The organism is Citromicrobium bathyomarinum (genome assembly GCF_038594485.1).
Classification (GTDB): Bacteria; Pseudomonadota; Alphaproteobacteria; order Sphingomonadales; family Sphingomonadaceae; genus Alteriqipengyuania; species Alteriqipengyuania bathyomarina_A.
In genome coordinates, this window is record NZ_JBCFZG010000004.1 from 140,632 (window position 1) to 164,968 (window position 24,337).

Consider the following 24,337-nt stretch of genomic DNA (forward strand, 5'->3'; position numbering starts at 1 on the left):
GTTTGGCGCAAGCCCGGTCGGCCCGCAAGTGCTACCCGCCGTCGCGATGCCGTGCGACCAGCGCTACCCGGTCGATCTCGCGCACCGGCTCTTCCGCCACGGGGCGCGTGGGATGCATGTCTTCGAGCGCCACGCCCGCTTCGACCGTCTTGAGCGTCGAAAGGGTCGACCGGAAGCGTTTGAGGTCGGCCCCGCTCAGCGTGGCGCGGGTGACGTAGCGAACCGAGAGCGGGTCGACATGCCGGCCGCCGCGATACATCTCGTAATGCAGGTGCGGCCCGGTGGAGAGGCCGGTCGAACCGACATAGCCGATAATCTGCCCGCGCCTGACCCGCTGCCCGCCCGAAACCGCGATCCGGCTCATGTGGCAAAACTTGGTCGTCAGCCCGCCATTATGCGACAGCTTGACCGCATTTCCGCAGCCTCCCATCCGGCCAGCGGAGGAAACCCGCCCGTCGGTCGGCGCCACGATTGGCGTGCCGTAGCGGGCGCGAAAATCGACGCCGGCGTGCATCCGTTTGTAACGCAGTATCGGATGGCGGCGCATTCCGTAGCGCGAGATGATCGGCCCCGGCACGGGCGAAACGAGGCCCGCACGCTGCTCGCCCACGCCCGATGCTTCGTAAAACTGGTCGTCGCTGCCCCAGCGCATCAGCTGGATGGGCTTGCCATCGGGGCGTTCGAGCCCGGCGTAAAGCAGCTTGCCCGCCTGACGTTCGCCCGTTGCGGCACGGCGATAGGAGACGATCATGTCGAAGGTATCGTCAGGCTGCAGCGCCTGATCGAGATCTTCGTGGTCGCCCAGCGCCTTCAGGTAGGCCTGGATCGCGCTGGCGGGCGCACCGGCCGCGCGGGCCGAACGGTAGAGACTGCCACCCACGGTGCCGCGAACCCGCAGGGGGGTTTCGTCAACTTCGATCGGTTCGCGTATCAGGGCAAGATTGCCGTCGCCGCCCCGCGCCACAGCGAGGGACAGGTCGAAGCGCGCGCGAAACCGCATCTCGGCCAACGGACGTTGCGATCCAAGCTTGGCACGACGGCCCAGTGTGACGTCGATCTGCGTTCCCGGCTCGATCTCGTCCAGCGCAATAGCCTGCGCGACCAGATCCGTCGCACGCGTAACATCATCCTTGCCGACACCCTGGCGCGAAAGGACGCGCGCCAGATTGTCGCTGCGTCCCAATGTTGCGGTGGTTTCGAGTTGCGGGCGTTCGGGTGCGTTCGCGAGCGGACGGACGAGCGCGGTCGCGGCCATATGATTGCCGGTATCGCCGCCCAGCGCGAGCGGCTGGATCGTCTGGCTGCGGAACTCGTCGCGCGCCTGATCGGTCAGCCGGACCGCCGGGGCCGCCTCGACCGGCGAGAAATCGGGCCAGAAAGCCAGCGCGACGGCTGTCAGCGAAAGGAACGTGGCCGCCCCGCGAAACCAGCGCGGGCTGCCGATGTTCTGGGCGAGGTCGGGCGCGAGATCCGCCTGCTCCACCTTCGCAATTCCCGCGCGGGCAAGATTGCCGGTCGTCGCGACGTACTGCGCCAGCCGGGCACGCGCACCGGCCGCCTTGCCCACCGGCGCGCGGAACGGCGCAGGGGCGTCATCCCCATGCTGTTCGGTTGGCGATGGCGCGCCGTCGTCGGCCCACGCTTCATCCACCGGCTGGTCGGCGTAATCCAGATCCCGTCTCCGATAGCCTGTTGCGGCCACGACCGATCGCGTGTTCGTTATCGAATACTGCTGATCGCGGCCAATATCGGGTGTGGCTTTGCTGTGCCACTTCATTCTTAATCGCCGTTTAATCTCAACAGCCCGGTTCAGTTTTGGTCGACGATCCGGGCTTCGATTGCGGCGAACCGGGTACTGCGCTTGCTAGCCGGGCGCGCGCTTGCCACATTGGCAGCGCGATGAACTCTCCCGCCATCAAGGCCGTGCTCGGCCCGACCAATACCGGCAAGACGCATCTCGCCATCGAACGGATGTGCGCGCATTCGAGCGGGGCGATCGGTTTTCCGCTGCGGTTGCTGGCACGCGAGGTCTATGATCGGGTGGTCGCGATCAAGGGCGAGAAGGCGGTCGCGCTGATCACCGGCGAGGAGCGGATCGAACCGCCCGATGCGCGCTATTTCCTCTGCACCGCCGAGGCCATGCCGCACGACGGTGGCGGCCATGCCTTCGTGGCGATCGACGAGGTCCAGCTCGCCGCCGACCGCGAGCGGGGGCACATCTTCACCGATCGCCTCCTCAATGCGCGTGGGCGTGAGGAGACCATGCTGCTGGGGTCGGCCACCGCAGCCCCGGTGATCCGCTCGCTGATCCCGCATGTGGAGATGATCGAGCGCCCGCGGTTCTCCACGCTGACCCATTCTGGCGCCAAGAAGCTTTCGCGTCTGCCAAAGCGCAGTGCGGTCGTCGCGTTCTCGTCGGACCAGGTCTACGCCATCGCCGAGATGTTGCGACGCCATCGCGGCGGCGCGGCGGTGGTGATGGGCGCGCTGAGCCCGGAAACGCGCAACAAGCAGGTCGAGTTGTTTCAGAACGGAGAGGTCGATTACATCGTCGCCACCGATGCCATCGGGATGGGCCTCAATCTTGACGTCACCCATGTCGCTTTCGCGAGCCTCGCAAAGTTCGACGGGGTCAAGCGACGGCGGCTGATGCCTGCCGAAATGGCGCAGATCGCCGGGCGCGCAGGGCGGCATCATCGCGATGGCAGCTTCGGCACGCTGACAGGCACTGGCGGCCATGACGCCGAATTCACCGAGGAAGAAATCTACGCGATCGAGGAGCATCGCTTCCAGCCCATCACCAAGCTCTTCTGGCGCGAGGCCGAGCCCCGCTTCGACACCATCGGCACGTTGATTGCCGACCTGTCCGCATCTCCTGAAGAGCGGGAATTGGCCGCCGCGCCCGAATCGATCGATCTCGCCGTCCTGCGCAAACTGGCCGACCAGCCCTTCGCCCGCGCGATTCGCGGCCCGGCCAATGTCCGGCGGTTCTGGGAGGTCTGCTCGCTGCCCGATTTCCGCGCGTCGGGCGTCGATACGCATGCGCGTTTCGTCACGCGGTTGTGGCAGGATCTGCGCCAGGGGTATATCGGCGCTGACTTCGTCGCCGCGCGGATCGCCGAACTCGATACGATGCGCGGCGATATTGCCGTGCTGCAGGGGCGGATAGCCGCGATCCGATCCTGGGCCTATATCTGCCAGCGCCCCGACTGGGTGCTGGCGCGTGATGAAATGGCCGCGCGTGCCCGCGCAGTCGAAGCCCGCCTGTCCGACGCATTGCATGCGCGCCTGACGGAGCGGTTCGTGAATCGAAGGACCTCCGTTTTAATGAAGCATCTTGGAAACGACCCTGCGCTGCTCCCGATCTCGCTGGAGGACGACGGCACGCTGCTGGTCGAGGATCAGCCGATCGGCAAGCTGGAGGGGTTCCGCTTCTCCATCGACCCGCACGCTGCGGTGGGCGATCGCAAGATGCTGCTTTCCGCCGGTGAGAAGGCCCTGCCGCGCATTCTGGCACAGCAGGCGGAAAGGCTGCGCGAGAACGGGCTGGATGGCATCGCGCTCGAAAATGGACGTGTGATGTGGGGTACTCAGGAAATCGCGCGGCTCGAACATCCGGTCGACCCGGTCGAGCCGCGCCTGAAGCCGGCGCGAGAACTCGATCGCTTGCCCGACGGCGCACGTGAGGCATTTCTCACCGCAATCGAAACGAAGGTGAAGGAATGGCTCGCGCCGCTCGAAGCGCTGCGCAAGCTCCAGCTCGCCTCGAGAAGCGAAGATGCGACGTCTTGGGCGCGTGCACTGCTGCTCAACCTGCTCGATGGGCACGGCATCGTGACGCGCGAGCGTGCCGGCATCGAAAACCTGCCGAAGGAAGCGCGCCCCTTCCTGCGCAAGGTCGGCGTCGTGTTCGGCGCGCTAGATATCTTCGCGCCCGCGCTGCTCAAGCCCGCGCCGCGGCTGGCGATGCAGCAGGCTGGCATCGACACCCGTCCGATCGACGACGCCATGCGATCGGTCATCCCGGCGACCAAGCCGCTGCCCGCCGGATATCGCCCCGCTGGCGAGCAGCTGGTGCGGGTCGATATCGCGGAGAAGCTGTTCAAGCAGGCGCACGAGGCGCGCGGCAAAAAAGGTCGCGGGGTACCCTTCGTGCTCGATCTCTCGCTCGCTGTGTCGACCGGCCTGACCCCCGACAGCATTAAGCGACTTCTTGGCGCGGCGGGCTTCCGTATGTTGGATGGCAAGCCGCTGGCGGAGGGTATGTTCGGCCCCGCCCTGCCCGATCGGTGGCGGTGGCTGCCGCAGAGGCCCGGCTCGCGCACGAACGATGGCGAGCGTCGGCATCAGGGCAAGCCTCACCGATCCAAGGGTGGGGCCAAAGGCAAGCCGCAAGGCAAGGGTCGTGGCCCGAAGCGGAACGACCAGGGGGCTGGCGGCAAGCCTCGCGAGCCCCGGCCCGAAAACGCCTTCGCCGCGCTGAAGGACATGCTTTCCTGATGCTGCGGGCCTGATGCAGCAGGCAACGCTCTGATGCGGCTGGACCTGGCGATGTGCCGTTTGCGCTTCGTGCGCACTCGCAGCGCCGCGCGCCGGCTTATCGAAGAGGGCCATCTGCGAATCAACGGAGTGCGCGTGGAGCGGATCTCTCGCGATATCGCGGTGGGCGATGTGCTCACCCTTCCGCGCGAGACGAGCGTCATTATCATTCGAATCGAGGCGTTGCCCGAAAGGCGCGGCCCCCCTGCCGAAGCACGTGAATGTTACACCGTTCTTGACCGCGCGGGCACGGACCCACTAGCAGCAGCGCAAGATACAAACGGCGCGCAAGGATAACGCACCATGACCTACGTCGTCACCGACGCCTGCATCAAATGCAAATACACCGATTGCGTCGAGGTTTGCCCGGTCGACTGCTTCTACGAGGGCGAGAACATGCTGGTGATCAACCCCAGCGAATGCATCGACTGCGGCGTGTGCGAGCCCGAGTGCCCCGCAGAAGCGATTCTGCCCGATACCGAGGACAACCTCGAAAAGTGGCTGGAGCTCAACACCAAGTTCTCCAACGAATGGCCGAACATCACCCAGAAGAAGGACCCGCCCGCAGACGCCGACGAGCACAAGGGCGAAGAAGGCAAGTTCGAGAAGTTCTTTACCGAGGAACCCGGCGAGGGCGATTGAGTCGATTCCTCTGAAAAGGGGGTTCGATGTTCAAAATTCTCTCACGGACCTGGCGCGGGGCCAACGCGGATAACGCGGGGCTCGTCGCGGCGGGCGTGTCCTACTACGCGTTTCTTGCGATGGTGCCGCTGCTCGCGGTCAGCGTTCTGGTTTACGGACTGGTGGCGACGCCCGACATCGTTGCGCGCGATATCGCGGCGATCGGTCGGGCCCTTCCGCCTAGCGCTGCCGCGCTCGTCGGCGACCAGTTGCAATCCGTGACCGAGGCCAAGGATGATGCAAAGGGCCTGGGCCTGCTGATCGCTTTCGGATTATCGCTGTTCGGCGCGCGAAACGCTGCCGGGGGCGTGATCAACGGCTTGAATGTCGTCTTCAATGCCGAAGAAAACCGCGGCTTTTTCAAGAGCAACGCCATCGCACTCGCGGTGACGCTTGGCGGGGTCTTCGCCCTGGGGCTCGCGGGCACCGCGATTTCTCTGACGGCCGCGTTGCCCGGAGAGGCTGCACCGGTCGCGAGTTTCGCGCTAATGTTCCTTGCCGGAATGATCGGTGCGGGCTTCCTCTACCGGGTGGCGCCCAACCGCCCCGATCCTCCGTGGGGAGCGGTGCTGCCGGGTGCAGCGCTGTTTTCCATCGTCTGGGTTGGCGCGACCGCGCTGTTCTCTCGCTACGTTGCGAATTTCGGCGATTACAACGCAACCTACGGCTCACTGGGTGCCGTCGTGATCCTGCTCACCTGGTTCTATCTGAGCGCCTACGTGCTGCTGCTCGGGGGGGAATTCGTTCAGGCGCGCGAGGAACGTGACTGATCCGTCCCATTTGTTTCATCGACTCGCAATATTCGCAAGAACCTGCTATATAGGCCGTCCGCCACGGTGGTTACCGTGTCGGCACGTGGAAGTTGAAAGGCAGGTTCCCCCAGCATCACGACGCAACCGGACCTTCGCCCGCTCTCGGGCGGTCGGCCTTCCTTTGCGCGCGCTGCACAGTCTTGCCTTCGAATGAAAGGAAATTTCATGGCAGCCAAGGCTCTCGCCTTCGATGTCGGCGATTATGTCGTTTACCCCAAGCACGGCGTCGGCCGCGTGGTCGAACTGCAGAGCGAGGAAATCGCCGGAATGCAGCTCGAACTGTACGTGCTGCGCTTCGAGAAAGAGCGGATGACGCTTCGCGTTCCGGTCAACAAGGTTGAATCGATCGGCATGCGCAAGCTTTCCAGCGACAAGACGCTGAAGGAAGCGATGGAAACGCTGAAGGGCAAGCCCAAGGTCAAGCGGACGATGTGGAGCCGCCGCGCGCAGGAATACGAAGCGAAGATCAACTCGGGCGACCTCGTGTCGATCGCCGAAGTGACCCGCGACCTGTTCCGCCCCGACGACCAGCCCGAACAGAGCTACTCCGAGCGGCAGATCTTCGAGGCAGCATCCAGCCGTCTCGCGCGCGAACTCGCTGCGATGGAAAAGACGGACGAGCCTGCCGCGCTCGAAAAGATCCTTTCGGTGCTGCGCGAACACGCGCCGCAATATTACGAAAGCGCAGAAGAAGCCTGATCGACCGGTGCCTCATGGCACTCGACAGACAGCTGACGAGGGCCGCTCCGCAAGGGGCGGCCCTCTTGCTTTGTACGACCCACCTCCTGTATTAAGGATGCAATACAGTCAGTCGGTGGAGATCGTCATGAAATTCTGGTCAGGCCTCGCAATTGCCGCAACAGCCACACTGCTTTCCGCGTGCAATGGTAATTTCAACATGTCGGGAAGCGATGGCGTGCCGCTGGCCGAGCTGGACTACGAGGGCGCAACGCCCACGGAAATCTCGCTCGCCGGGCCGGATCGCGTCATCGTCACGTCGGGCAAAACTTTGACCATCGACGTCGAAGGCCCTGCCGGCGTGACCGAGGACCTGCGGTTCGATCTCGACGACGACGAGCTCGAGATCGGGCGCGAGGGCAAATGGCGTAAGGGCGGCACCGCCACGATCCGCGTGACTATGCCGACGCCGAAATCCGTGTCGATGGCAGGGTCTGGCACGATCGAACTCGATCGCCTTGGTACCGGCGGTGAGGCAGAGATCTCGATCGCGGGGTCCGGCACGTCAAAGATCGGCCGGGTCGACGCCAGCGAACTGGAAGTCAACGTGGCCGGATCGGGAGCTCTCACCGCAGCAGGCCGGGCGAAAAGCCTCGAATTGTCGATCGCAGGCTCGGGCGATCTCGACATGGCGAAGGTAAAGGTTGGCAGCGCGGAAATCTCCATCGCGGGCTCGGGCGATGCGATATTCGCATCCGACGGCAACGTCGAGGCGAGCATCATGGGTTCGGGCACGGTCGAAGTGATCGGCAACGCGACGTGCAAGGTCAGTGCGATGGGATCGGGCGAGCTCAAGTGCAATGCGCGCGCGGCTGCTGAACCGGCCAAACCCGAAGCCGCCAAAGCGGACGAGGACCCTGCTGGCGCGACCGACGCGGAATAGGGTTCCACCATCGGGCGAGGCAGGGCATAAACTGGCGGCATGAGACAGATCGTGCCGCTTGCCCTCCTCGCCGCACTGGCCTTGCAGGGGTGTCTCGCCAAAACGGCGATCGACGTGGCTGCTGCCCCGGTAAAGGTTGCCGGCAAGGCCGTCGATCTGGCGACCACCAGTCAGAGCGAGGCCGACGAAAAGCGAGGACGGGAGCTGCGCAAGCGCGAGGAGCGGCTGGGCAAGCTCGAACGGCGCTATCGCGACCAACGCGAAGACTGCGAGGGCGGGGATCGCAAAGCGTGCGACAAGGCGCGCGAAACCTACGAAGAGATCGAGCGCCTGAGGCCCACCATTCCCTACGAGCCGGAGGACTGATCCGTAGGCGCAGCGGCGCGGCGCAACCTGTCGTTGATGGCTTTGCCTACCCCCTCTTCCGGTATCGCGGCCACGGCGATACGCGACCGGTCTGCTTCCCGTGCCAGATGCAGACATGCATAAAGATTTCGCGCCGCCTCGTTGATGTCGCCACGTTCTGACAACGTGACGTCACCCGCCACCGATCCGAAGCCGATCAGGAATTCCCCATCCTCTGCGCATCTAGCGTTGAGCCTGACAGGTTTTCCTGGCGCATAATGCCGGGCGAGCTGCCCCGGAGCCTCAATTGCACCGTCGGAAGGGGTTTCTTCTCCAAGAACGGCAGCGAGATCGTTCCGCGTTATCGGCCCTTCCCGCAACAGCGACCAGCGCCCGCCATCTCTCAGAGCAATGATCGTCGATTCGAGGCCTTTCTCTGTCGGACCTCCGTCGACCACCGCGTCGATCCTGCCGTCGAGCGTCGCCAGAACGTGCGCGGCGCTGGTCGGGCTGACCGTTTCGCTCGCATTGGCGGATGGGGCGGCCAGCGGTTGGCCCAGCTTGTCGAGAATGGCACGCATCGCCGGATGCGCGGGAGACCGCACGGCGAGCGTCGGCAAGCCTGCGGTAATTGGGGCTGCTACCTTGGCATCGGGAAGACGCGGCAGGACCATCGTTAGCGGACCGGGCCAGAATTGCTCCGCTAGCTGGCGCGCCCTCTCGTCGATCTCCACGATCCTTTCGGCGCCTGCGATATCCAAGACGTGCACGATCAGCGGGTTGAAGCTCGGCCGTCCCTTCGCTTCGAAAATCCGCGTGACCGCGTCTTCGCTGTCTGCGCGCGCCGCCAGCCCGTAAACCGTCTCGGTCGGAACGGCGACCAGGCCGCCGTTGCGCAGGATTCGCGCCGCTTGCGCGATTCCTGCCGCATCGGCCAGTACCGTTTCCGTAACGTATTTGCGGTCCATTCCTGCGCGCTATATCCGGGGGCGGAGAAAACCAAGAGGATGCACCCCCGCGATGACCTATAAGCCCGCCACTCAGGACCAGTTGCTCGCAATTCGCGTCAACGCCGGGATCGCCGAACTCGCCGAAAGCGAACGCTTCTCTGCGGCCGAGCCCGATCTGGTCGAGGCAATCGTCGAAGGCGTCGGTCAGTTCGCGGCTGGCGAATGGGCGCCGCTCAATCGGAAAGGCGATCTCGAGGGCGCGAAGCTGGAAAATGGAGTGGTGCGACTGCCGGACGGGTTCGAGGCGGCTTACCAGTCCTATGTCGAGCAGGGGTGGAACGCGATTGCGGGCAGCGCGGAGTACGGCGGGCAAGGCCTGCCCTTTACTCTCGCATGCACCGTGCTGGAGAACCTGGGCACCGCGAACATGGCGTTCAACCTGCTGCCGATGCTGTCGGTTGGCGCGATCGAGGCGCTCGAAGCGCACGGGACGGAGGAACAGCAGGCGCGCTATTTGCCCAAGCTGATCAGCGGGCAGTGGTCGGGCACGATGAACCTCACCGAATCGCAGGCCGGCAGCGATGTCGGCGCGCTCCGCACGACAGCGCAACTGATCGAAGATGGCGAGCATGCGGGCAAGTATCGGATCAAGGGCCAAAAGATCTACATCACCTGGGGCGAGCATGAACTGGCGGAGAATATCATCCACCTCGTCCTCGCCCGCCTTCCCGGCGCGCCCGAAGGCAGCCGGGGCATCTCGTTGTTCCTGGTGCCGAAATATCACCTCAACGAAGATGGTACGCCCGGCGCGCACAACGATTTTCGCTGCGTCAGCATCGAGCATAAGCTGGGCATCAATGCCTCGCCCACCTGCGTGATGTCCTACGGCGATAATGACGAGTGCATCGGCGAGCTCGTCGGGGCAGAGAACCGCGGCCTCGCGGCGATGTTCACGATGATGAACAACGCGCGGATCAATGTCGGATCGCAAGGTGTGCAGATTGCCGAGCGTGCGACCCAGCAGGCGCTCGACTATGCGAAGGAGCGTATCCAGTCGGCTCGCGCCGGTGCAGCCGATCGTAGCCCCGCGGCGATCATAGAGCATCCCGACGTTCGTCGTATGCTCATTCGCATGCGGAGCCTGACCGAGGCGATGCGTGGCCTGCTCTACTACACCGCCGGGCAGGTCGATCGTGGCGACATCGGAGACAGCGCGGCAGCGGCCCGCGCCGAAGTGCTCGTGCCGATGCTGAAAGCATGGGCGACCGATACGGGCATCGATGTCGCCTCGCTCGGCATTCAGGTCCACGGCGGGATGGGCTTCATCGAGGAGACCGGCGCCGCGCAGCATTGGCGCGATAGCCGGATCGCCCCGATCTACGAAGGAACGAACGGCATCCAGGCCGCCGATCTGGTGACACGCAAGCTCGGGCTGGAAGATGGCCAGGCGTTGCAGGCGCTCTTCGCGGATATTGCGCGGGACGCTGGCGATGAAGCAAACCTGCAAGTTCTCGCCGGGGAATGTGCCGCGATTGCCAAGTGGATGCGGGAGGAGGCCTCGCTCGACGACCGCCTCGCAGGCAGCGTGCCCTTCACAGCCATGTGTGCCGTCGCGGTTTCGGGCTGGTGCCTGCTCCAGCAGCACCGCGCGCTTGCAGACAGCGACGACGAGGGCCGCAAGGGCGCGAAACGCCTGACGACGCGCTATTTCCTCGATCAGGTCGTGCCCGAAGCTCTAGGCCTCAAGGCTGCTGCCGTTGCCGGTGCCGGTCTGCTCTACGAGCTCGATTCCGACGCGCTGGTTGGCTAAGCGCCTGCGTTAGTTGCCCACCGGATTGAATTCACGGGCGAATTCGTCGGTGAAGGCATCGCGCGGATCGCCCTTGAGTTCGGTCTGCGGCTCGAGCGAATCGCCCTTGATCCGCTTGACCGCGGGCGTGGGCTTCGCACCCGGTGCAATGACGCGCCAGATGATCCCGGCGGTGTCGTCGCTCACCAGGAGGCTTCCGTCCTTGGCCCATTCGACCCATGTCGGGCGACCCCGGGTCTGCCCGTCTCCGTCGAGGAAGCTGTCGAGCACCTTCATCGGCTTGCCGGTGGGATTGCCGCGCTCGTCGAAGCGCACGAATACCACGTCGTAGCCGGAGGGGGGCTTGCGGTTCCATGAGCCATGCCGTGCGATGAAGGCACCACGGGCAAACTGGTCGCCCATCCGGTTGCCCTCACCAGTAAATGCAAGGCCGAGCGCAGCGACATGCGGGCCAAGCGCATATTCGGGATAGCGGGCATATTCGGTCAGGAAGTTGGGCATCGGCGCCTTTACCCGACGATCGATCGTGTTCTTGTAATAGACCCACGGCCAGCCGTAGTTTGCGCCAATGGGCACGTTGGTCAGATAGTCGGGTACCAGATCGCCGCCGAGCATGTCGCGCTCGTTCACGGTGGTCCACAGCTCGCCCGACAGGGGGTTCCATGCGAGACCGTTAGGGTTCCGCAACCCTGTCGCGTAGGGGCGGGCCGAGCCGCTTTTCAGATCGTATTCCCAGATCGTGGCGCGGCCTTCCTCAGCCTCCATCCCGTCATCGCCGATATTGGTCGCAGAACCGACAGCGATGTAGAGATTTTCGCCATCGGGCGAGAGAACGATGTTACGCATCCAATGATTGCCGCCGGCGGGCAGGTCCAGCAGCTTGCGCGGCTTGCCGGATATCTGCGTGGAGCCGAGTTCGTAATCGAACGCCAGCAGCGCATTGTGATTGGCGACATAGAGCGTGCCATCGCGATATGCGAGGCCCGAGGGTGAATCCAGCCCGGCTTCGCGCACCACTTTCTTGACGTCGGCTCGCCCATCGCCGTTGGTATCGCGCAGCAGCACCAGCTTGTTCGGTGATGGGTCTCCAGCTCCGGCTTTGCCCATGAGACGCTTCATGATGAAGCCTTCGATACCGCCCACCTCGCGTGGGGGACTGTTGGTCAGCGTCACGAGAATATCGCCATTAGGCATGCGGTACATGATGCGTGGATGGTCCAGGCCCTCGGCGAACCGCTGCACCTGGAGCCCTTTCGCCGCGCCGGGGACCTCGCCCTTGGCCCAGCCGACCGGCTCTGCCACGTCGATCGTCGGGAAGAGCCCTTCGTCCGGTTCGACCAGCGTCGGATCGGTGCCGGAGACTTCGTCTACGCTAAGGGTCGCCGGCGATCCGCGCATCAGCAAGGCGATGCCAATTGCGGCGAGAACAAGAATTACGAGCAGGCCGATGCCGATATTGCGAAGAATGGTCATGGCACCCAAAATAGGCCGCGGGCGCGCAGGCGGCAATCGCCAAAGGAGCGCGGCCCCGAATTAGGAGTTTCGATGTTCGATTTTGCGCTGCCTGCCGATGCCTGTGACGAAGATCGCTACCGCGAGTTGGTCAACGCAGCCGATGCCCTGACCGGGGGCGAGGCGGATGCAGTCGCCAATATGGCGAACCTCGCCTCGCTGATCTGGAGTTTCGTACCGAATCTCAATTGGGCGGGCTTCTATCGCGTGGTTTCGGGCGAGCTGGTGCTGGGCCCGTTCGTCGGCCGTCCTGCGTGTATCCGCATTCCCTTGGGTCAGGGGGTGTGCGGTACTGCGGCTGCGACTGGCCAGACCCAGCTGGTGGATGACGTTCATACGTTCCCCGGCCATATCGCATGCGACGCGGCCAGCCAGTCCGAGCTGGTGGTCCCTGTGGTACGCGATGGTCAGGTCGTCGCAGTCATCGATCTCGACAGTCCCGAGAAAGGGCGTTTTTCCGGGGTCGATGCCCACGGTATCGAGGGGCTGGCGGCGCGAATCGCCGACCGTATCTGACGGTTGACCGTGCCCCAGCACGGGACACAGGATTAGTGATCGCATCTAGCGCGGGATCGTTAATGCTAACTCTTTCTTAACGACTTGAGCGGGCCGGAATTTTCCGGGCCGCCTGGAAAGGGCCAGCTGCGAATGCGTACCACCATTCTTATCGGAATTGCTGCATTCGCCGGCCTCTGTCCATCTGCGATGGCGCAAGATTATGCGAGCCCGGCGTACGAATATTCTGCTCCTGCCGCATATGTGTACGCACAACCGTCTCCCCAGAGCTATTACGACGGCGATGACTACGTGCGTGTTTGCGATGAAGACCCGCGCGACCGCAGGGCCAGCGATGGGTGGAGCGACTGCCGGGATTGGCCGCAGCCTGACTACACGGCAACAACCGACGGCTATGGCTATCGGTACTCCGATGGGTATCGCGGAGGATATCGCGGCGAAGGCGGCTACACCTACGGCTACCCTGCAGGCCGGGCAGACCGGCGGTACGGTTATGGCTACGGTTACGGCAACGGCTACTCGCGGGGCTATTCGGGGGGATATTCAGCCGCTTATGGTGGAGGTTACGTCACCACCCAGTCCGGCGGTGTAACGGTGATCGTCGAGCATGAGCGTGGTGAGCGCTACGTCCCTGTCGTCCGCGAAGAAATTATCGAAGAGACCTACGAGACGACGACGGAGTACGACACGGTTCGGGAGCGGGTGGTCGAAGAGGTCCCCGTTCGCTATCAGCCGCGTCGCCCCAAATATATCAAGTCGGTGAAATAAGCCGGGTTGCGCCACGCAACTCGGCTTAGTCCTAGATTTCTCCGCCCGTCAGGCGCTGGCAAAGCAAATCGAGCTGGTCGAGCGTCTTGTAGCGAATCGTAATCGCGCCCGAGCGTGGATCCGCATCGGGTTTGATGCTCAAAGACATGCCCAGAAATTCCTCCAGGTGCCGCTCGACCGCTTCGATATCGGCATTGCTGCGCGAACCCGAGCCTCCTGTGCGCCGCGATTCCGACTTCGCATTCTCAGGTTTTGCCCGCACGCGCTTCTCGACTTCGCGGACGGACAGGCTCTTTGCGACCGCCTCGTCGGCCAGCGCCTCGGCATGATCGTGTCCGATCAGGGCTCGCGCGTGACCCATGCTGAGCTTGCCCACCTCGACGAGCTGGATCACCGCATCTGGTAGCGCAAGCAGGCGCTGGAGGTTCGCGACATGGCTACGCGATTTGTCGACCAGCGTTGCAATTTCCGCCTGACTCATCTCCTCCTGCTCGGCGAGATGCTGGTAGGCACGCGCTTCTTCGATTGGGTTCAAGTCTTCCCGCTGGATATTCTCGATCAGCGCAATCGCCATCACCTCGCGTTGATCAAGATCGCGAATAATGGCCGGAATTTCATGCAGTTTTGCCCGTTGCGCGGCACGCCAGCGGCGTTCGCCTGCAACCAGTTGGTAACGCCCCTTACGGGCCAAGGGGCGGACGATGATCGGCTGGATGACGCCGCGTTGGGCGATCGAACGCGCCAGCTCGTCGAGCGCTTCGTCGTCGAACACCTTGCGCGGCTGATCGGGCAAAGGCTCGATACGCGCGACGGGAATTTTCGCCAGCCCGGTACGTTCGGTCACTGCGGTCCCGTCACCCTGAGGCGAACCGTTCGACACCACCGTGCCGCCTTCGTCCGAAACAACGCTTTCTTCGCGCTGCGTCTCACCAAGCAATGCGCCCAGTCCGCGGCCCAGCTTCCGCTTGCTGCGATCGGCAGAGCCTTCCGCTACATTGGCTGTCTTCGTGTTGGCACTCATGCCGCTTTCCTTTCAGCAGGGAGCCGCCCTAGCAATTCACGTGCGAGCGACATGTATGCGCGGCTGCCCGCGCAGGAATGGTCGTAAATAAGGGCGGGCAGTCCGTGACTTGGTGCCTCCGAGAGACGCACGTTGCGCGGGATGACGGTGTCGAACACCAAGCCACCCAGGCATTCGCGCACATCCTCCGCCACCTGATCGGTCAGGCGGTTACGACGATCGAACATCGTCAGCGTGACACCGATGATCTTGAGCGAGGGATTGATGCCTTGCTGGACCCGCTCGACCGTCTGGAGCAGCTGGCTCAAACCTTCGAGGGCGAAGAATTCACATTGTAGCGGCACGAGGAGAGAATCAGCCGCGCTAAGCGCGTTGACGGTCAACAGGCCTAAAGAGGGCGGACAATCGAAGAAGCAGACATCGTAAGACGAATCGACCTCCGAAAGCATTGTCTTGAGCCGATCGATTCGGTCCTCTTCACCGACCAGCTCAACCTCGGCACCGCTAAGATCCTGCGTTGCGGGGATGCAATCGAGCTTCGGGATGCGCGTCTGCTGGATGCACTGCTGTGCCGTGCCTTCCCGCATGAGCAGATCGTAAGTCGAATAATCCCTGTCACGAGCAGGAATACCGAGCCCCGTCGACGCATTGCCCTGCGGATCGATGTCGACAAGAAGCGTTCGCCAACCGCTCGCCGCCATGGCAGTGGCAATATTTATCGCCGTGGTGGTTTTTCCCACCCCGCCCTTTTGATTGGCAATCGCAATGCGAATCATGTCCGTCTCCCGACCTTGGGCCGACCCTTGCCGACCAGAATGGCAGCGTCGCGACTGGTGAGCGATTGTTTCACGTGAAACATCTTGCGCTGCGGAGAATCCAGTGCATCTCTCTCCTGCTCTGCCGAGCGACCTTTCGGCAAGAGCCAGGTCGTTCGTTCGGTGGAAAAGCGTGCGGACAAACTGATGAGATCCGGTAATGGAGCGAATGCCCTCGCGCTGATGACCGCCGCGTCGAATGACTCCACCAACTGCAAACGAGACCCCTGCACGCTGCAATTCCTCAACGAGGCGCGCTCTTTAACTCCTTCAAGCCAAGCGACCCGGCGCTTTCGCGACTCGACCAGAACATGCGGGATTTCAGGACGCATGATCGCGGTGATGACCCCGGGAAATCCTGCACCAGTCCCGAGATCGAGCCAGACACCCTCTGTTCCACGTGGAACGTGGTCAAGCAACTGCGCACTATCTGCGATATGGCGCTGCCAGACACGATCGATGGTAGAACGTGAAATGAGGTTCTGACGGCCGGCCTCCGCCAGCAGCTCACTTACGAACACATTGAGCAGCTCGAAAGATTCGGAGCTACATCGCTCAGCGACAAATGCTCTCGCCTGTTCCTCATTCTCGATCATGCTGCGTCGGTGTGCTTGCGGACGAATACCAGCAATGCGGTGAGCGCTGCCGGGGTGACGCCTGGAATGCGCGACGCCTGGGCGAGGGTTTCGGGTCTTGCGGCGCTCAGTCGCTCAATCATCTCGTTCGACAACCCCGGGATGTCTCCAAACATAAGGTCGTAAGGCAGAGCGACGCGCTCGTTCGCCCTAACCTCTCTCAGTTCGGCATCCTGGCGCGCGACATAGGGGGCATAATGAAGATCTTCTTCAACCTCACTCAAGAGATCACCCTCCGTTTCACGTGGAACGAGGCCTGCGTCGACCAAATCGGGCAAGGCAAATCCGGGAAAACGTGTCCATTTGCTCAACGTCTGCCGACCTGCGTCATCTGGAGCGCGAAAGCCCAGAGCGCGCATGTCAGCGGGCCCGGCTTCAACCGAGAGGGCATCCTCAATCCGCGTCCGCGCGCTCTGCCGCGACTCGAACCAGCCCTTTCGTCGGGCTGAGACGCAGCCACAATCGATGGCTAGCGGCGTCAGTCTACTCGACGCGTTGTTCGCCCGAAGTCGCAACCGGAACTCTGCCCGTGCCGTGAGCATACGGTAGGGTTCGCTCACGCCGTGCAAGGTCAGATCGTCCGCCATGACAGCAATATAACTATTCGACCGATCCAGCTGCGGCGGTTCCCTGTCGAGCACCGTACTAGCCGCATGAAGGCCTGCAAGCAGGCCCTGCGCTGCAGCCTCCTCGTATCCCGTGGTACCGTTTATCTGTCCGGCGCAATACAGACCGCTCAGGTTCCGCATCTGCAGCCAGCGATCTAGCGAACGCGGATCGATGTGATCGTATTCGACGGCATAACCTGGTTCAGCGATACGGACCTCTTCCAGGCCCGCTATCGTTCGGAGGAAATCTTCCTGAACCTCGGTGGGCAACGAAGTGCTGATCCCGTTCGGATAAACCAGGGGCGTATCGAGACCCTCCGGCTCCAGGAATATCTGGTGCCCCTCCCTATCGCCAAAGCGATCGATCTTGTCTTCGATGGAAGGACAATAGCGCGGACCGCGCGCATCGATCGCCCCGGAGTATAACGGCGAACGTGAGAGGTTTGCGCGAATGATATCGTGGCAACGCGCGTTGGTACGAGTGATCGCACAAAATATTTGCGGGTTGCGACGTCTGCCTGAGAGCGGCGACATCGTCCACGGGTCCCTATCGGACTCCTGCGTCTCCAATTGCGACCAGTTGATGGTCCGCCCGTCGAGACGCGGCGGGGTACCGGTTTTCAGGCGCGCCATCGGCAACGCCGTTTCGCGCAACTGCGAGGCCAGAACCGCAGCAGAGCCCTCGCCCACCCGACCTCCTTCGAAACGCTCCTCCCCCCGAAACAGCACTCCGCCGAGAAACGTGCCCGTGCAGAGTATCGCGGCTTCGCAAGCAATGGTGGTGCCATTACTCAGAGTTACTCCACGCACACGATCGCCCGCTCTGCGCAAGCCGGACACTTCCCCTTCAATAACGTCCAGGCATGCCTCGGCGGCGACCGCCGCACGAACCGCCCTGCCGAAGAGCGTGCGATCGGCCTGGACACGAGGGCCCCAGACTGCACTGCCCTTCGAACGATTGAGCATACGATAGTGAATCGCCCCAGCGTCCGCAGCCCTGCCAAGCACGCCGTCGAAGGCATCGACTTCGCGAACGAGGTGCCCCTTGCCAAGGCCGCCGATGGCCGGATTACAGCTCATCGCACCAATCTTCGACGCGTCCATCGTCACGAGCGCCACGCGCACGCCCATCCGGGCCGCAACGCAGGCTGCTTCCACGCCGGCATGCCCGCCGCCGATCACGATGATAGGGTATTCCAGCATTGCGTCCCTATAGGAGGGCCAGGCGCCCCTCGCCAGCCCTCGCTCTGTTTCACGTGAAACATCACTTGCCGATACAGAAGCGTCCGAAAAGCGTGTCGAGCATATCTTCTGTGGCGACATTGCCCAGCATCGCGTCCATCGCATGCCGCGCCTGACGCAAGAGCTCGCCCACCAGCAAAGTGTCGCTTAAGGTCGCGGCATCGAACAGAGCAGCATGGGCCTGCCCGAGAATCTCGCGCTGCCTCTGCGAAATCGCAACCTGGCCTGGCCGGGGCAACCTGTCGCGACCTGAGCTTACAAGGGCAGCCATCAGCTCATCCAAACCGGCACGCGTGTGGGCGGAGACGTGTAACGCCCCATCACCCTTTCGTTGCACCCCGTCGAGATCGATCATACTCCCGACTTCGATCGCCCCCTCAGGCCCCGCTCCCTCTGGCCCCAGCCACAGGACGACGTCGGCGCGGGCAACCTCGCGCTGTGCACGCTCGATGCCAATGGCCTCGATCTCTTCCGCCCCTTCGCGTCGCAACCCCGCGGTGTCGACCATCACGAAGGGCACACCCCCAATAGCTACCGGCCGCTCGATCGCGTCGCGCGTCGTCCCGGCAATCGGCGAGACGATAGCGGCTGCCTCGTCCAGAATTGCATTGAACAGACTGGACTTCCCCGAATTCGGCGGCCCCGCCAGAACCACCCGCAAGCCGTCGCGCAACCGATCCGACGAAGGAGTCGCCAGCCAGCGCTGCATCTCTTCTGCGGCTCGGGAGATCGTGTCCCTCCAGACGGACGGCGGTGCCGTGCCCTCTTCATCCTCGTCCGAAAAGTCGAGTTCCTGTTCGACCGCCGCCGACGCCATCAGGATCGCGTCCCGCCATTCGGCCACCCGTGCAGAGGCACCTCCCCCAAGGGACTTCGCCAACACCGCCCGCTGGAGCTCGGTTTCCGCAGAGAGCATATCGCCCAATGCCTCCGCCTCGAGCAGGTCCATCCGCCCATTGAGGAACGCGCGGCGAGTGAACTCACCAGCAGTGGCACGCCTGAGGCCGAGGGAGCCCTCCAAAGCCCTTTCGATGGCCCGAATGACAGCGCGACCCCCGTGACAATGGATCTCAGCGCAGTCCTCACCTGTGGCCGTATTGGGGCCGGGAAACCAAAGCACCAGAGCTTGATCGAGCCAGCCAATATCTGGATTGCGCACATCACGAAGGCTCGCTCTGCGCGGCGCAGGCAGGCGACCCGTCAAACGCTCTAGGGCACTCCCCGCAGCGGGACCCGAAATACGGATGACAGCGACACCGCAGGGCGGTGCACCCGAAGACAGCGCAAAAATCGTCTCGGAGGTTTCAGTCGCCAGTTTTCTTCTCACCACCCGAGGTCGCGCGTGCCATGTTGGCCGCACTGCCTTCCATAAAGGCTTGGAACATCTTCAGTCCTGCCTGCCCCATCGGCGCCATCGTCTTTGCCAGTTCTTGCAACTGGTCGGGGTTCGAAACCCCACGCATCGCCTTCTCCATTCCCTCGGAATAGGCGGCCTGCGCCCTGCTGAGATCGGGCAGCCCCATGAAAGCCCGCGCCTCTTCCGGCGTACAATCGATTTCCACGTGGACCTTCATTGCAGTTTCTCCGTTACCTCTCCTAGAAAACTATCTGGGCCGCGCGACGACCAGGCGCAAGTCAGTGGCAGATCAACGACGGGAGCATATCGATGAGCGAGACGACAAGGATCACGACCCTCGACGGTAACAAGGATTTCATGGCCTATGTCGCGCGACCGGAGGGCACGCCGCGCGCCGCCATCGTGGTGATCCAGGAGATCTTCGGCGTCAACGCGGGCATCCGCCGCAAATGCGATCTGCTGGCCGAAGAGGGCTATCTGGCCGTCGCACCCGACCTGTTCTGGCAGCTTGGCGAAGGCATCGAACTCGATCCCGACATCGAACCCGAATTCCAGAAGGCGCTCGATCTGATGGGCAAGTTCGATCAGGACGCCGGAGTTCGCGATATCGAAGCCACCATCAAATGGGCGCGCAAGGATTGCGACAAGAAGGTCGGCGCGGTCGGATACTGCCTTGGTGGGCGGCTCGCCTACATGACCGCCGCTCGGACGGATTCCGATGCGACGGTTGGCTATTATGCGGTCGGAATTGACGAGTTGCTGCGCGAAAAGCACGCCATCTCTAACCCACTGATGCTGCATATCCCGACCGAGGATGGCTTCGTCGACAAGGACACTCAAAAGGCGATGCATGAGGGGTTGGACGATCATCCCAAGGTCACTCTCCACGATTACGAAGGCATGGACCACGGCTTTGCGACCCAGTTCGGCAAGCGTCGCAACGAAGAGAACGCCCAGCTCGCCGCCAAGCGCACGATGGATTTCTTCGCCGAGCACTTGGGATGAGACCGACGCAGCAAGGCCTCGCCGACTGGCACACCCTCGCCACTTCGCCCGACCCGGAACGCCTGGCGCGGCTCGTGGCGGAGGGTGCGGTGTTCCACTCGCCCGTCGTGCACACACCGCAGGAGGGCCGCACGCTTGTCGTCGCATACCTGTCCGCTGCTGCCGCCACGCTGGGTCAGGGCCAGTTCCGCTATCTGCGTGAGATCTTGGACGGCCCACACGCCATGCTCGAATTCACCTGCATACTCGATGACATCCAAGTGAATGGGGTGGACATCATCACTTTCGACGACGCCGGAAAGATAGCCGATTTCAAGGTGATGATCCGCCCGATCAAGGCAGTAAACAAGGTCTGGGAAATGATGGCGGCGCAGCTGGAAAAAGCGTCCGCCTCATAGCCTGTCGATAACGAAACCGGCGCGGGCGGCGGGATCGGCAAAGGGCAACGTGATCGGGCTGTAGCCATATTCGCGCCATGCGCCGAGCACCGCCGCATCGCTTTCGACCGCCTCTTCCCAACTCTGGATGCGCTCGTCGTCCTGTCGGTAAATCTCGCGCCAGGTCGGTGCGTGGAAGACCGGGCCTTCGTATCGGAAGTCCCGACACGCTTCGTCGATCGCGCGTGGCACGGCGAGCCCTTCGAGCCTCAGGAAGCCGACAATATCGGCAAAGCCGCGATCGAACAGGATCGGGGCCTCCCCCTCCCCTGTGCGATCCCACGATACGCGCTGCGCCTCCAGCATGGCGAGCGCGAAGTCGATCGGCCACTCCGCGCGCATATCCATGCCACCGGGAGCCTGGAGGATCGCCCGTGCGACCTCCTCCCCCGTAGCAATTCCGCGCCGCGCAACCTCGGCCAGCAGGGTCGACTTGCCCGACCCCGGCGCGCCGGTAACGACGGCGCGACGCATGATCCTACTGGTTCATCGTGTCGAAGAAGTCTTCGTTGGTCTTCGAATCCTTCATCTTGTCGAGCAGGAATTCCATCGAGTCGATGGTGCCCATCTGCATGAGGATGCGGCGCAGCACCCACATCTTGGAGAGCTTGTCCTTTTCGACCAGCAGCTCTTCCTTGCGCGTGCCGGACTTGCCGACGTCGAGCGCGGGGAAGATGCGCTTGTCCGCAACCTTGCGGTCGAGAACGATTTCGGAGTTACCCGTGCCCTTGAACTCTTCGAAGATGACTTCGTCCATACGGCTGCCGGTATCGATCAGCGCGGTAGCGATGATGGAGAGCGAGCCCCCCTCTTCGATGTTACGCGCCGCGCCGAAGAAGCGCTTGGGGCGCTGCAGGGCGTTGGCATCGACACCGCCGGTCAACACCTTGCCCGAGCTGGGCACCACAGTGTTGTAGGCACGGCCGAGACGTGTGATCGAGTCGAGCAGGATCACCACGTCGCGCTTGTGCTCGACCAGGCGCTTCGCCTTTTCGATGACCATTTCCGCGACCTGCACGTGGCGCTGCGCGGGTTCGTCGAAGGTCGAGGAGATGACCTCGCCGTTGACCGAGCGCTGCATGTCGGTGACTTCCTCGGGCCGTTCGTCGACCAGCAGGACCAGCAGGAACACCTCGGGGTGGTTGTCGGTAATCGCCTTGGCGATGTTCTGCAGCAGAACGGTCTTACCCGTGCGCGGCGGCGCAACGATCAGCGCGCGCTGGCCCTTGCCCTGCGGCGAGATGATGTCGATCACTCGCGCGCTCTTGTCCTTCACGGTCGGGTCGAGCGTGTCGAGATTGAGCTTCTGCTCGGGATAGAGCGGCGTCAGGTTGTCGAAATTGGTGCGCATACGCACTGCTTCGGGATCGTCGAAATTGACCGAGCTGAGCTTGGTCAGCGCAAAATAGCGCTCACCTTCACGCGGCGCGCGGATTTCGCCTTCGACAGTGTCCCCGGTACGCAGGCCCCATTTGCGAATCTGGTTGGGCGATACATAGATATCGTCGGGCCCGGCGAGATAGTTCGCCTCGGGCGAGCGCAGGAAGCCGAAGCCGTCCTGCAGCACCTCGATGGTACCGATCCCCATGATCTGCTCGTTGTATTCCTCGTCCTCCGCAAGTTCACGAAGGATGCAGAACATCAGGTCCTGCCGGCGCATGGTGCCCGCGGCCTCGACCCCGAGCTCTTCCGCCATCGAAACGAGATCGGCCGGAGCCTTCTTCTTTAAGTCTTTGAGATGCATGTGTTTTCTTGTCCGAAATTTGCCGTGCCGGGATCTTCAGAGGGCTTGGAGAAAGCGAAAGAATGAGTCGGCAGAACGCCGTCAGTGCCCGGCTGGGTCACCGCCGAAATAGGTCTATCGCCTGCTCAGGTCAATCGAACTTCGCCGACAGGGGCGCGATTACGCCTCGCCAATCAGAAGGGCTTAACAACGACCAGAACGACGATCAGCGCAAGCAGAATTGCCGGCGCTTCGCCAATCAGGCGAAGCCGCTTTTCCTCGATAGGCCGTTCTCCGCGCGCCATCTTCTTCGATAGTGCGACCATGTAACCGTGGTAGCCGCTGAGGATCACGACCAGCAGCAGCTTCGCGTGGAACCACCCCTGATCCCACGCCCCGATGGAAAACGAGAGCGCAAGACCAAGTACCCACACAACGATGATGCTGGGCAGCAGAATGATCTTGGACAGCTGGCGCGTGCGCTGCGCCCACAGGGTCTCCTCTGCGGAGCCAGGTGCCGTCGCGTGCATGTAGACCAGCTGGCGCGGCAGGATGAACAAACCCGCCATCCAGAACACCATGAAAATGATGTGCCCAGCCTTGAGCCAGAAGTAGAGCATTCCAAGCGTTTCCTGCATGACCTCAGCCTTTAGCCGCTACGCAGACGGCTGCCAATTGCGCAAACGGGAAAGCGCTTCCTCGACATGGGAAATCGGCGTGCGTCGATCAATCCCGTGGCCCAGATTGAAGACGTGCGGGCGGCCGCGCAGACTTTCCAGAATATGCGCGATGGCCGAATCGAGCTGAGGGCCACCCGCAAGCAAAAGCAGCGGATCGAGATTGCCCTGAACCGGCATTCCCTTGGGCAAAGCCTCGTTCGCCCATGCCGGATCGATCGTTTCGTCCAGCCCGAGCGCCATTACTCCAGTACGTTGGGCATAACGCACCAGCTTCTCGCCGGCTCCCTTCGGAAAACCGATCACCGGCGTATCGGGATGACTTTCGTTCAGCGCAGCGACAATCGCCGCATTGGGCTCGATCACCCAGCGATCGAACTCGTCGGGCGCAAGGCTCCCCGCCCAGCTGTCGAACAGCTGGATCGCTTCCGCCCCTGCATCGATCTGGCCGCGAAGATAGACGACGGTCTGGTCGATTATGGCCCCGATTATCGCGCGCATCCGCGCCGGATCGCGATAGGCCAGCGCGCGCGCCTCGTGCTGATCGCGGCTGCCCTCCCCTGCGATCATGTACGTTGCCACCGTCCACGGGCTGCCCGCGAAGCCAAGCATCGTCGTATCCGGCCCCAGCCGCTCACGGCACAGGCGTACGGTCTGATAGATCGGCTCGTAGCGCGACGGTTCTGCAGGAAGATCGCTCAGCTCGCTTGCGACCAGCGGCGGCGAGAGCTTGGGGCCCTCACCTGCCAGGAATTCCAGGTGCTGCCCCATGGCATGGGGCACGATCAGGATGTCGGAAAACAGGATCGCCCCATCGAAACCGAAGCGATCGATCGGCTGGAGCGTGATCTCGCACGCGGCCTCACTGTCGTAGACCAGATCGAGAAAGCCGCCCTTCTCCTCTCGCAAAGCGCGATATTCAGGCAGGTATCGCCCCGCCTGACGCATGAACCATACGGGGGGATGGGCTGGCATTTCGCCATGTAGGCAATCGAGAAGCGGACCGGGCATAGGTCTCTCTAACCCCAATAATAATTATATTAATAGATGATTGAAGTAAGTTGGCCCTGTGGACAGCGATGATAACCCTGTGGCCCACAGGCGCCACGGGAAAACCCGCAGGATTCATCCGCTCCTCGACTCGCGGTGGTACCATCGTCAATCGAAACTTATCCCGCTTGTCAGACGGGTGTCGAAAACCGCTTTCGCTGTGGGCAGACTCCCGTCCAACTTCGGCGCGAAAAGGGCATGAATTTGATGCCG

At 62.9% G+C, this 24,337-nt stretch carries 25 protein-coding genes; 12 read left to right on the plus strand and 13 right to left on the minus strand.

Annotated features, from left to right (window positions below):
- Positions 1-31: 31 nt before the first annotated feature.
- On the minus strand, positions 32-1,777 hold the full coding sequence (locus AAG591_RS06245; protein ID WP_342530195.1) for a M23 family metallopeptidase: 1,746 nt from the start codon (positions 1,775-1,777) through the stop codon (positions 32-34).
- Between the two features lie 122 nt (positions 1,778-1,899).
- Here AAG591_RS06245 and AAG591_RS06250 point away from each other — a divergent pair, with 122 nt between their 5' ends.
- The 7 genes from AAG591_RS06250 to AAG591_RS06280 all read left to right on the plus strand — a co-directional run bounded on the left by AAG591_RS06250 (position 1,900) and on the right by AAG591_RS06280 (position 8,019).
- Entirely contained in the window at positions 1,900-4,500 is a 2,601-nt protein-coding gene (locus tag AAG591_RS06250; RefSeq protein ID WP_342530196.1) for a helicase-related protein, read from the plus strand.
- Positions 4,501-4,533: 33 nt separating this feature from the next.
- Positions 4,534-4,836, plus strand: coding sequence for a S4 domain-containing protein (locus tag AAG591_RS06255; RefSeq protein WP_342530197.1), 303 nt, complete (start codon positions 4,534-4,536; stop codon positions 4,834-4,836).
- Positions 4,837-4,842: 6 nt separating this feature from the next.
- Complete coding sequence (gene fdxA / locus AAG591_RS06260; protein WP_342530199.1) at positions 4,843-5,181, plus strand: ferredoxin FdxA; 339 nt, start codon at positions 4,843-4,845, stop codon at positions 5,179-5,181.
- A 26-nt stretch (positions 5,182-5,207) separates the two neighbouring features.
- Positions 5,208-5,990 carry a YihY/virulence factor BrkB family protein gene (locus tag AAG591_RS06265; RefSeq protein ID WP_342530200.1) on the plus strand — a complete coding sequence of 261 codons (783 nt, stop codon included), beginning with the start codon at positions 5,208-5,210 and terminating at the stop codon, positions 5,988-5,990.
- 207 nt (positions 5,991-6,197) lie between these two features.
- Positions 6,198-6,731 (plus strand): CarD family transcriptional regulator, encoded by a 534-nt coding sequence (locus AAG591_RS06270; RefSeq protein ID WP_342530201.1) that lies wholly within the window; start codon positions 6,198-6,200, stop codon positions 6,729-6,731.
- A 127-nt stretch (positions 6,732-6,858) separates the two neighbouring features.
- Entirely contained in the window at positions 6,859-7,653 is a 795-nt protein-coding gene (locus tag AAG591_RS06275) for a head GIN domain-containing protein (RefSeq protein ID WP_342530203.1), read from the plus strand.
- A gap of 39 nt (positions 7,654-7,692) precedes the next feature.
- Complete coding sequence (locus AAG591_RS06280; protein WP_342530204.1) at positions 7,693-8,019, plus strand: hypothetical protein; 327 nt, start codon at positions 7,693-7,695, stop codon at positions 8,017-8,019.
- On the opposite strand, the gene AAG591_RS06285 is transcribed toward AAG591_RS06280, so the two are convergent.
- Positions 8,001-8,966 carry an L-threonylcarbamoyladenylate synthase gene (locus AAG591_RS06285; RefSeq protein WP_342530205.1) on the minus strand — a complete coding sequence of 322 codons (966 nt, stop codon included), beginning with the start codon at positions 8,964-8,966 and terminating at the stop codon, positions 8,001-8,003. The genes AAG591_RS06280 and AAG591_RS06285 overlap by 19 nt on opposite strands.
- Positions 8,967-9,018: 52 nt before the next feature.
- On the opposite strand from AAG591_RS06285, the gene AAG591_RS06290 reads away from it, so the two are divergent.
- Positions 9,019-10,758 (plus strand): acyl-CoA dehydrogenase family protein, encoded by a 1,740-nt coding sequence (locus AAG591_RS06290; protein ID WP_342530206.1) that lies wholly within the window; start codon positions 9,019-9,021, stop codon positions 10,756-10,758.
- A gap of 9 nt (positions 10,759-10,767) precedes the next feature.
- Here the strand turns inward: AAG591_RS06290 and AAG591_RS06295 are convergent, their stop codons facing one another.
- On the minus strand, positions 10,768-12,231 hold the full coding sequence (locus AAG591_RS06295) for a PQQ-dependent sugar dehydrogenase (RefSeq protein WP_342530207.1): 1,464 nt from the start codon (positions 12,229-12,231) through the stop codon (positions 10,768-10,770).
- 72 nt (positions 12,232-12,303) lie between these two features.
- On the opposite strand from AAG591_RS06295, the gene AAG591_RS06300 reads away from it, so the two are divergent.
- Positions 12,304-12,786 carry a GAF domain-containing protein gene (locus tag AAG591_RS06300; protein WP_342530208.1) on the plus strand — a complete coding sequence of 161 codons (483 nt, stop codon included), beginning with the start codon at positions 12,304-12,306 and terminating at the stop codon, positions 12,784-12,786.
- 132 nt (positions 12,787-12,918) lie between these two features.
- Entirely contained in the window at positions 12,919-13,554 is a 636-nt protein-coding gene (locus tag AAG591_RS06305; RefSeq protein WP_342530209.1) for a hypothetical protein, read from the plus strand.
- A 31-nt stretch (positions 13,555-13,585) separates the two neighbouring features.
- On the opposite strand, the gene AAG591_RS06310 is transcribed toward AAG591_RS06305, so the two are convergent.
- From AAG591_RS06310 to AAG591_RS06335, 6 genes are all read right to left on the minus strand, one after another.
- Positions 13,586-14,575: a ParB/RepB/Spo0J family partition protein gene (locus tag AAG591_RS06310; protein WP_342530211.1), complete on the minus strand. Its 990-nt coding sequence runs from the start codon at positions 14,573-14,575 to the stop codon at positions 13,586-13,588.
- Entirely contained in the window at positions 14,572-15,351 is a 780-nt protein-coding gene (locus AAG591_RS06315) for a ParA family protein (RefSeq protein ID WP_342530212.1), read from the minus strand. The genes AAG591_RS06310 and AAG591_RS06315 overlap by 4 nt, the downstream gene beginning before the upstream one ends.
- Positions 15,348-15,986 (minus strand): 16S rRNA (guanine(527)-N(7))-methyltransferase RsmG, encoded by a 639-nt coding sequence (gene rsmG / locus AAG591_RS06320; RefSeq protein WP_342530213.1) that lies wholly within the window; start codon positions 15,984-15,986, stop codon positions 15,348-15,350. The genes AAG591_RS06315 and rsmG overlap by 4 nt, the downstream gene beginning before the upstream one ends.
- Positions 15,983-17,836, minus strand: a complete 1,854-nt coding sequence (mnmG, locus tag AAG591_RS06325; RefSeq protein ID WP_342530215.1) for a tRNA uridine-5-carboxymethylaminomethyl(34) synthesis enzyme MnmG — start codon at positions 17,834-17,836, stop codon at positions 15,983-15,985. Before mnmG ends, rsmG begins: the two co-directional genes overlap by 4 nt.
- 61 nt (positions 17,837-17,897) lie before the next feature.
- The gene (mnmE, locus tag AAG591_RS06330; RefSeq protein WP_342531218.1) at positions 17,898-19,190 is read right to left on the minus strand and encodes a tRNA uridine-5-carboxymethylaminomethyl(34) synthesis GTPase MnmE; all 1,293 of its coding nucleotides are present in this window, start codon (positions 19,188-19,190) and stop codon (positions 17,898-17,900) included.
- A complete protein-coding gene (locus AAG591_RS06335) occupies positions 19,180-19,449 on the minus strand; it encodes a DUF6489 family protein (protein WP_342530216.1) in 270 nt (89 codons plus the stop codon). The genes mnmE and AAG591_RS06335 overlap by 11 nt, the downstream gene beginning before the upstream one ends.
- A 92-nt stretch (positions 19,450-19,541) precedes the next feature.
- Here AAG591_RS06335 and AAG591_RS06340 point away from each other — a divergent pair, with 92 nt between their 5' ends.
- Both AAG591_RS06340 and AAG591_RS06345 read left to right on the plus strand, forming a co-directional pair.
- Positions 19,542-20,237, plus strand: coding sequence for a dienelactone hydrolase family protein (locus tag AAG591_RS06340; RefSeq protein WP_342530217.1), 696 nt, complete (start codon positions 19,542-19,544; stop codon positions 20,235-20,237).
- Positions 20,234-20,635, plus strand: coding sequence for a nuclear transport factor 2 family protein (locus tag AAG591_RS06345; RefSeq protein WP_342530218.1), 402 nt, complete (start codon positions 20,234-20,236; stop codon positions 20,633-20,635). Before AAG591_RS06340 ends, AAG591_RS06345 begins: the two co-directional genes overlap by 4 nt.
- Here the strand turns inward: AAG591_RS06345 and AAG591_RS06350 are convergent.
- The 4 genes from AAG591_RS06350 to hemE all read right to left on the minus strand — a co-directional run bounded on the left by AAG591_RS06350 (position 20,630) and on the right by hemE (position 24,085).
- Complete coding sequence (locus tag AAG591_RS06350) at positions 20,630-21,148, minus strand: AAA family ATPase (protein ID WP_342530219.1); 519 nt, start codon at positions 21,146-21,148, stop codon at positions 20,630-20,632. The two genes, AAG591_RS06345 and AAG591_RS06350, sit on opposite strands and share 6 nt — an antisense overlap.
- Before the next feature lie 4 nt (positions 21,149-21,152).
- The gene (gene rho / locus AAG591_RS06355; RefSeq protein WP_342530220.1) at positions 21,153-22,418 is read right to left on the minus strand and encodes a transcription termination factor Rho; all 1,266 of its coding nucleotides are present in this window, start codon (positions 22,416-22,418) and stop codon (positions 21,153-21,155) included.
- Between the two features lie 173 nt (positions 22,419-22,591).
- Positions 22,592-23,035 (minus strand): CopD family protein, encoded by a 444-nt coding sequence (locus AAG591_RS06360; RefSeq protein WP_342530221.1) that lies wholly within the window; start codon positions 23,033-23,035, stop codon positions 22,592-22,594.
- Between the two features lie 18 nt (positions 23,036-23,053).
- Positions 23,054-24,085 (minus strand): uroporphyrinogen decarboxylase, encoded by a 1,032-nt coding sequence (gene hemE / locus AAG591_RS06365; protein ID WP_342530223.1) that lies wholly within the window; start codon positions 24,083-24,085, stop codon positions 23,054-23,056.
- Between the last annotated feature and the right edge of the window lie 252 nt (positions 24,086-24,337).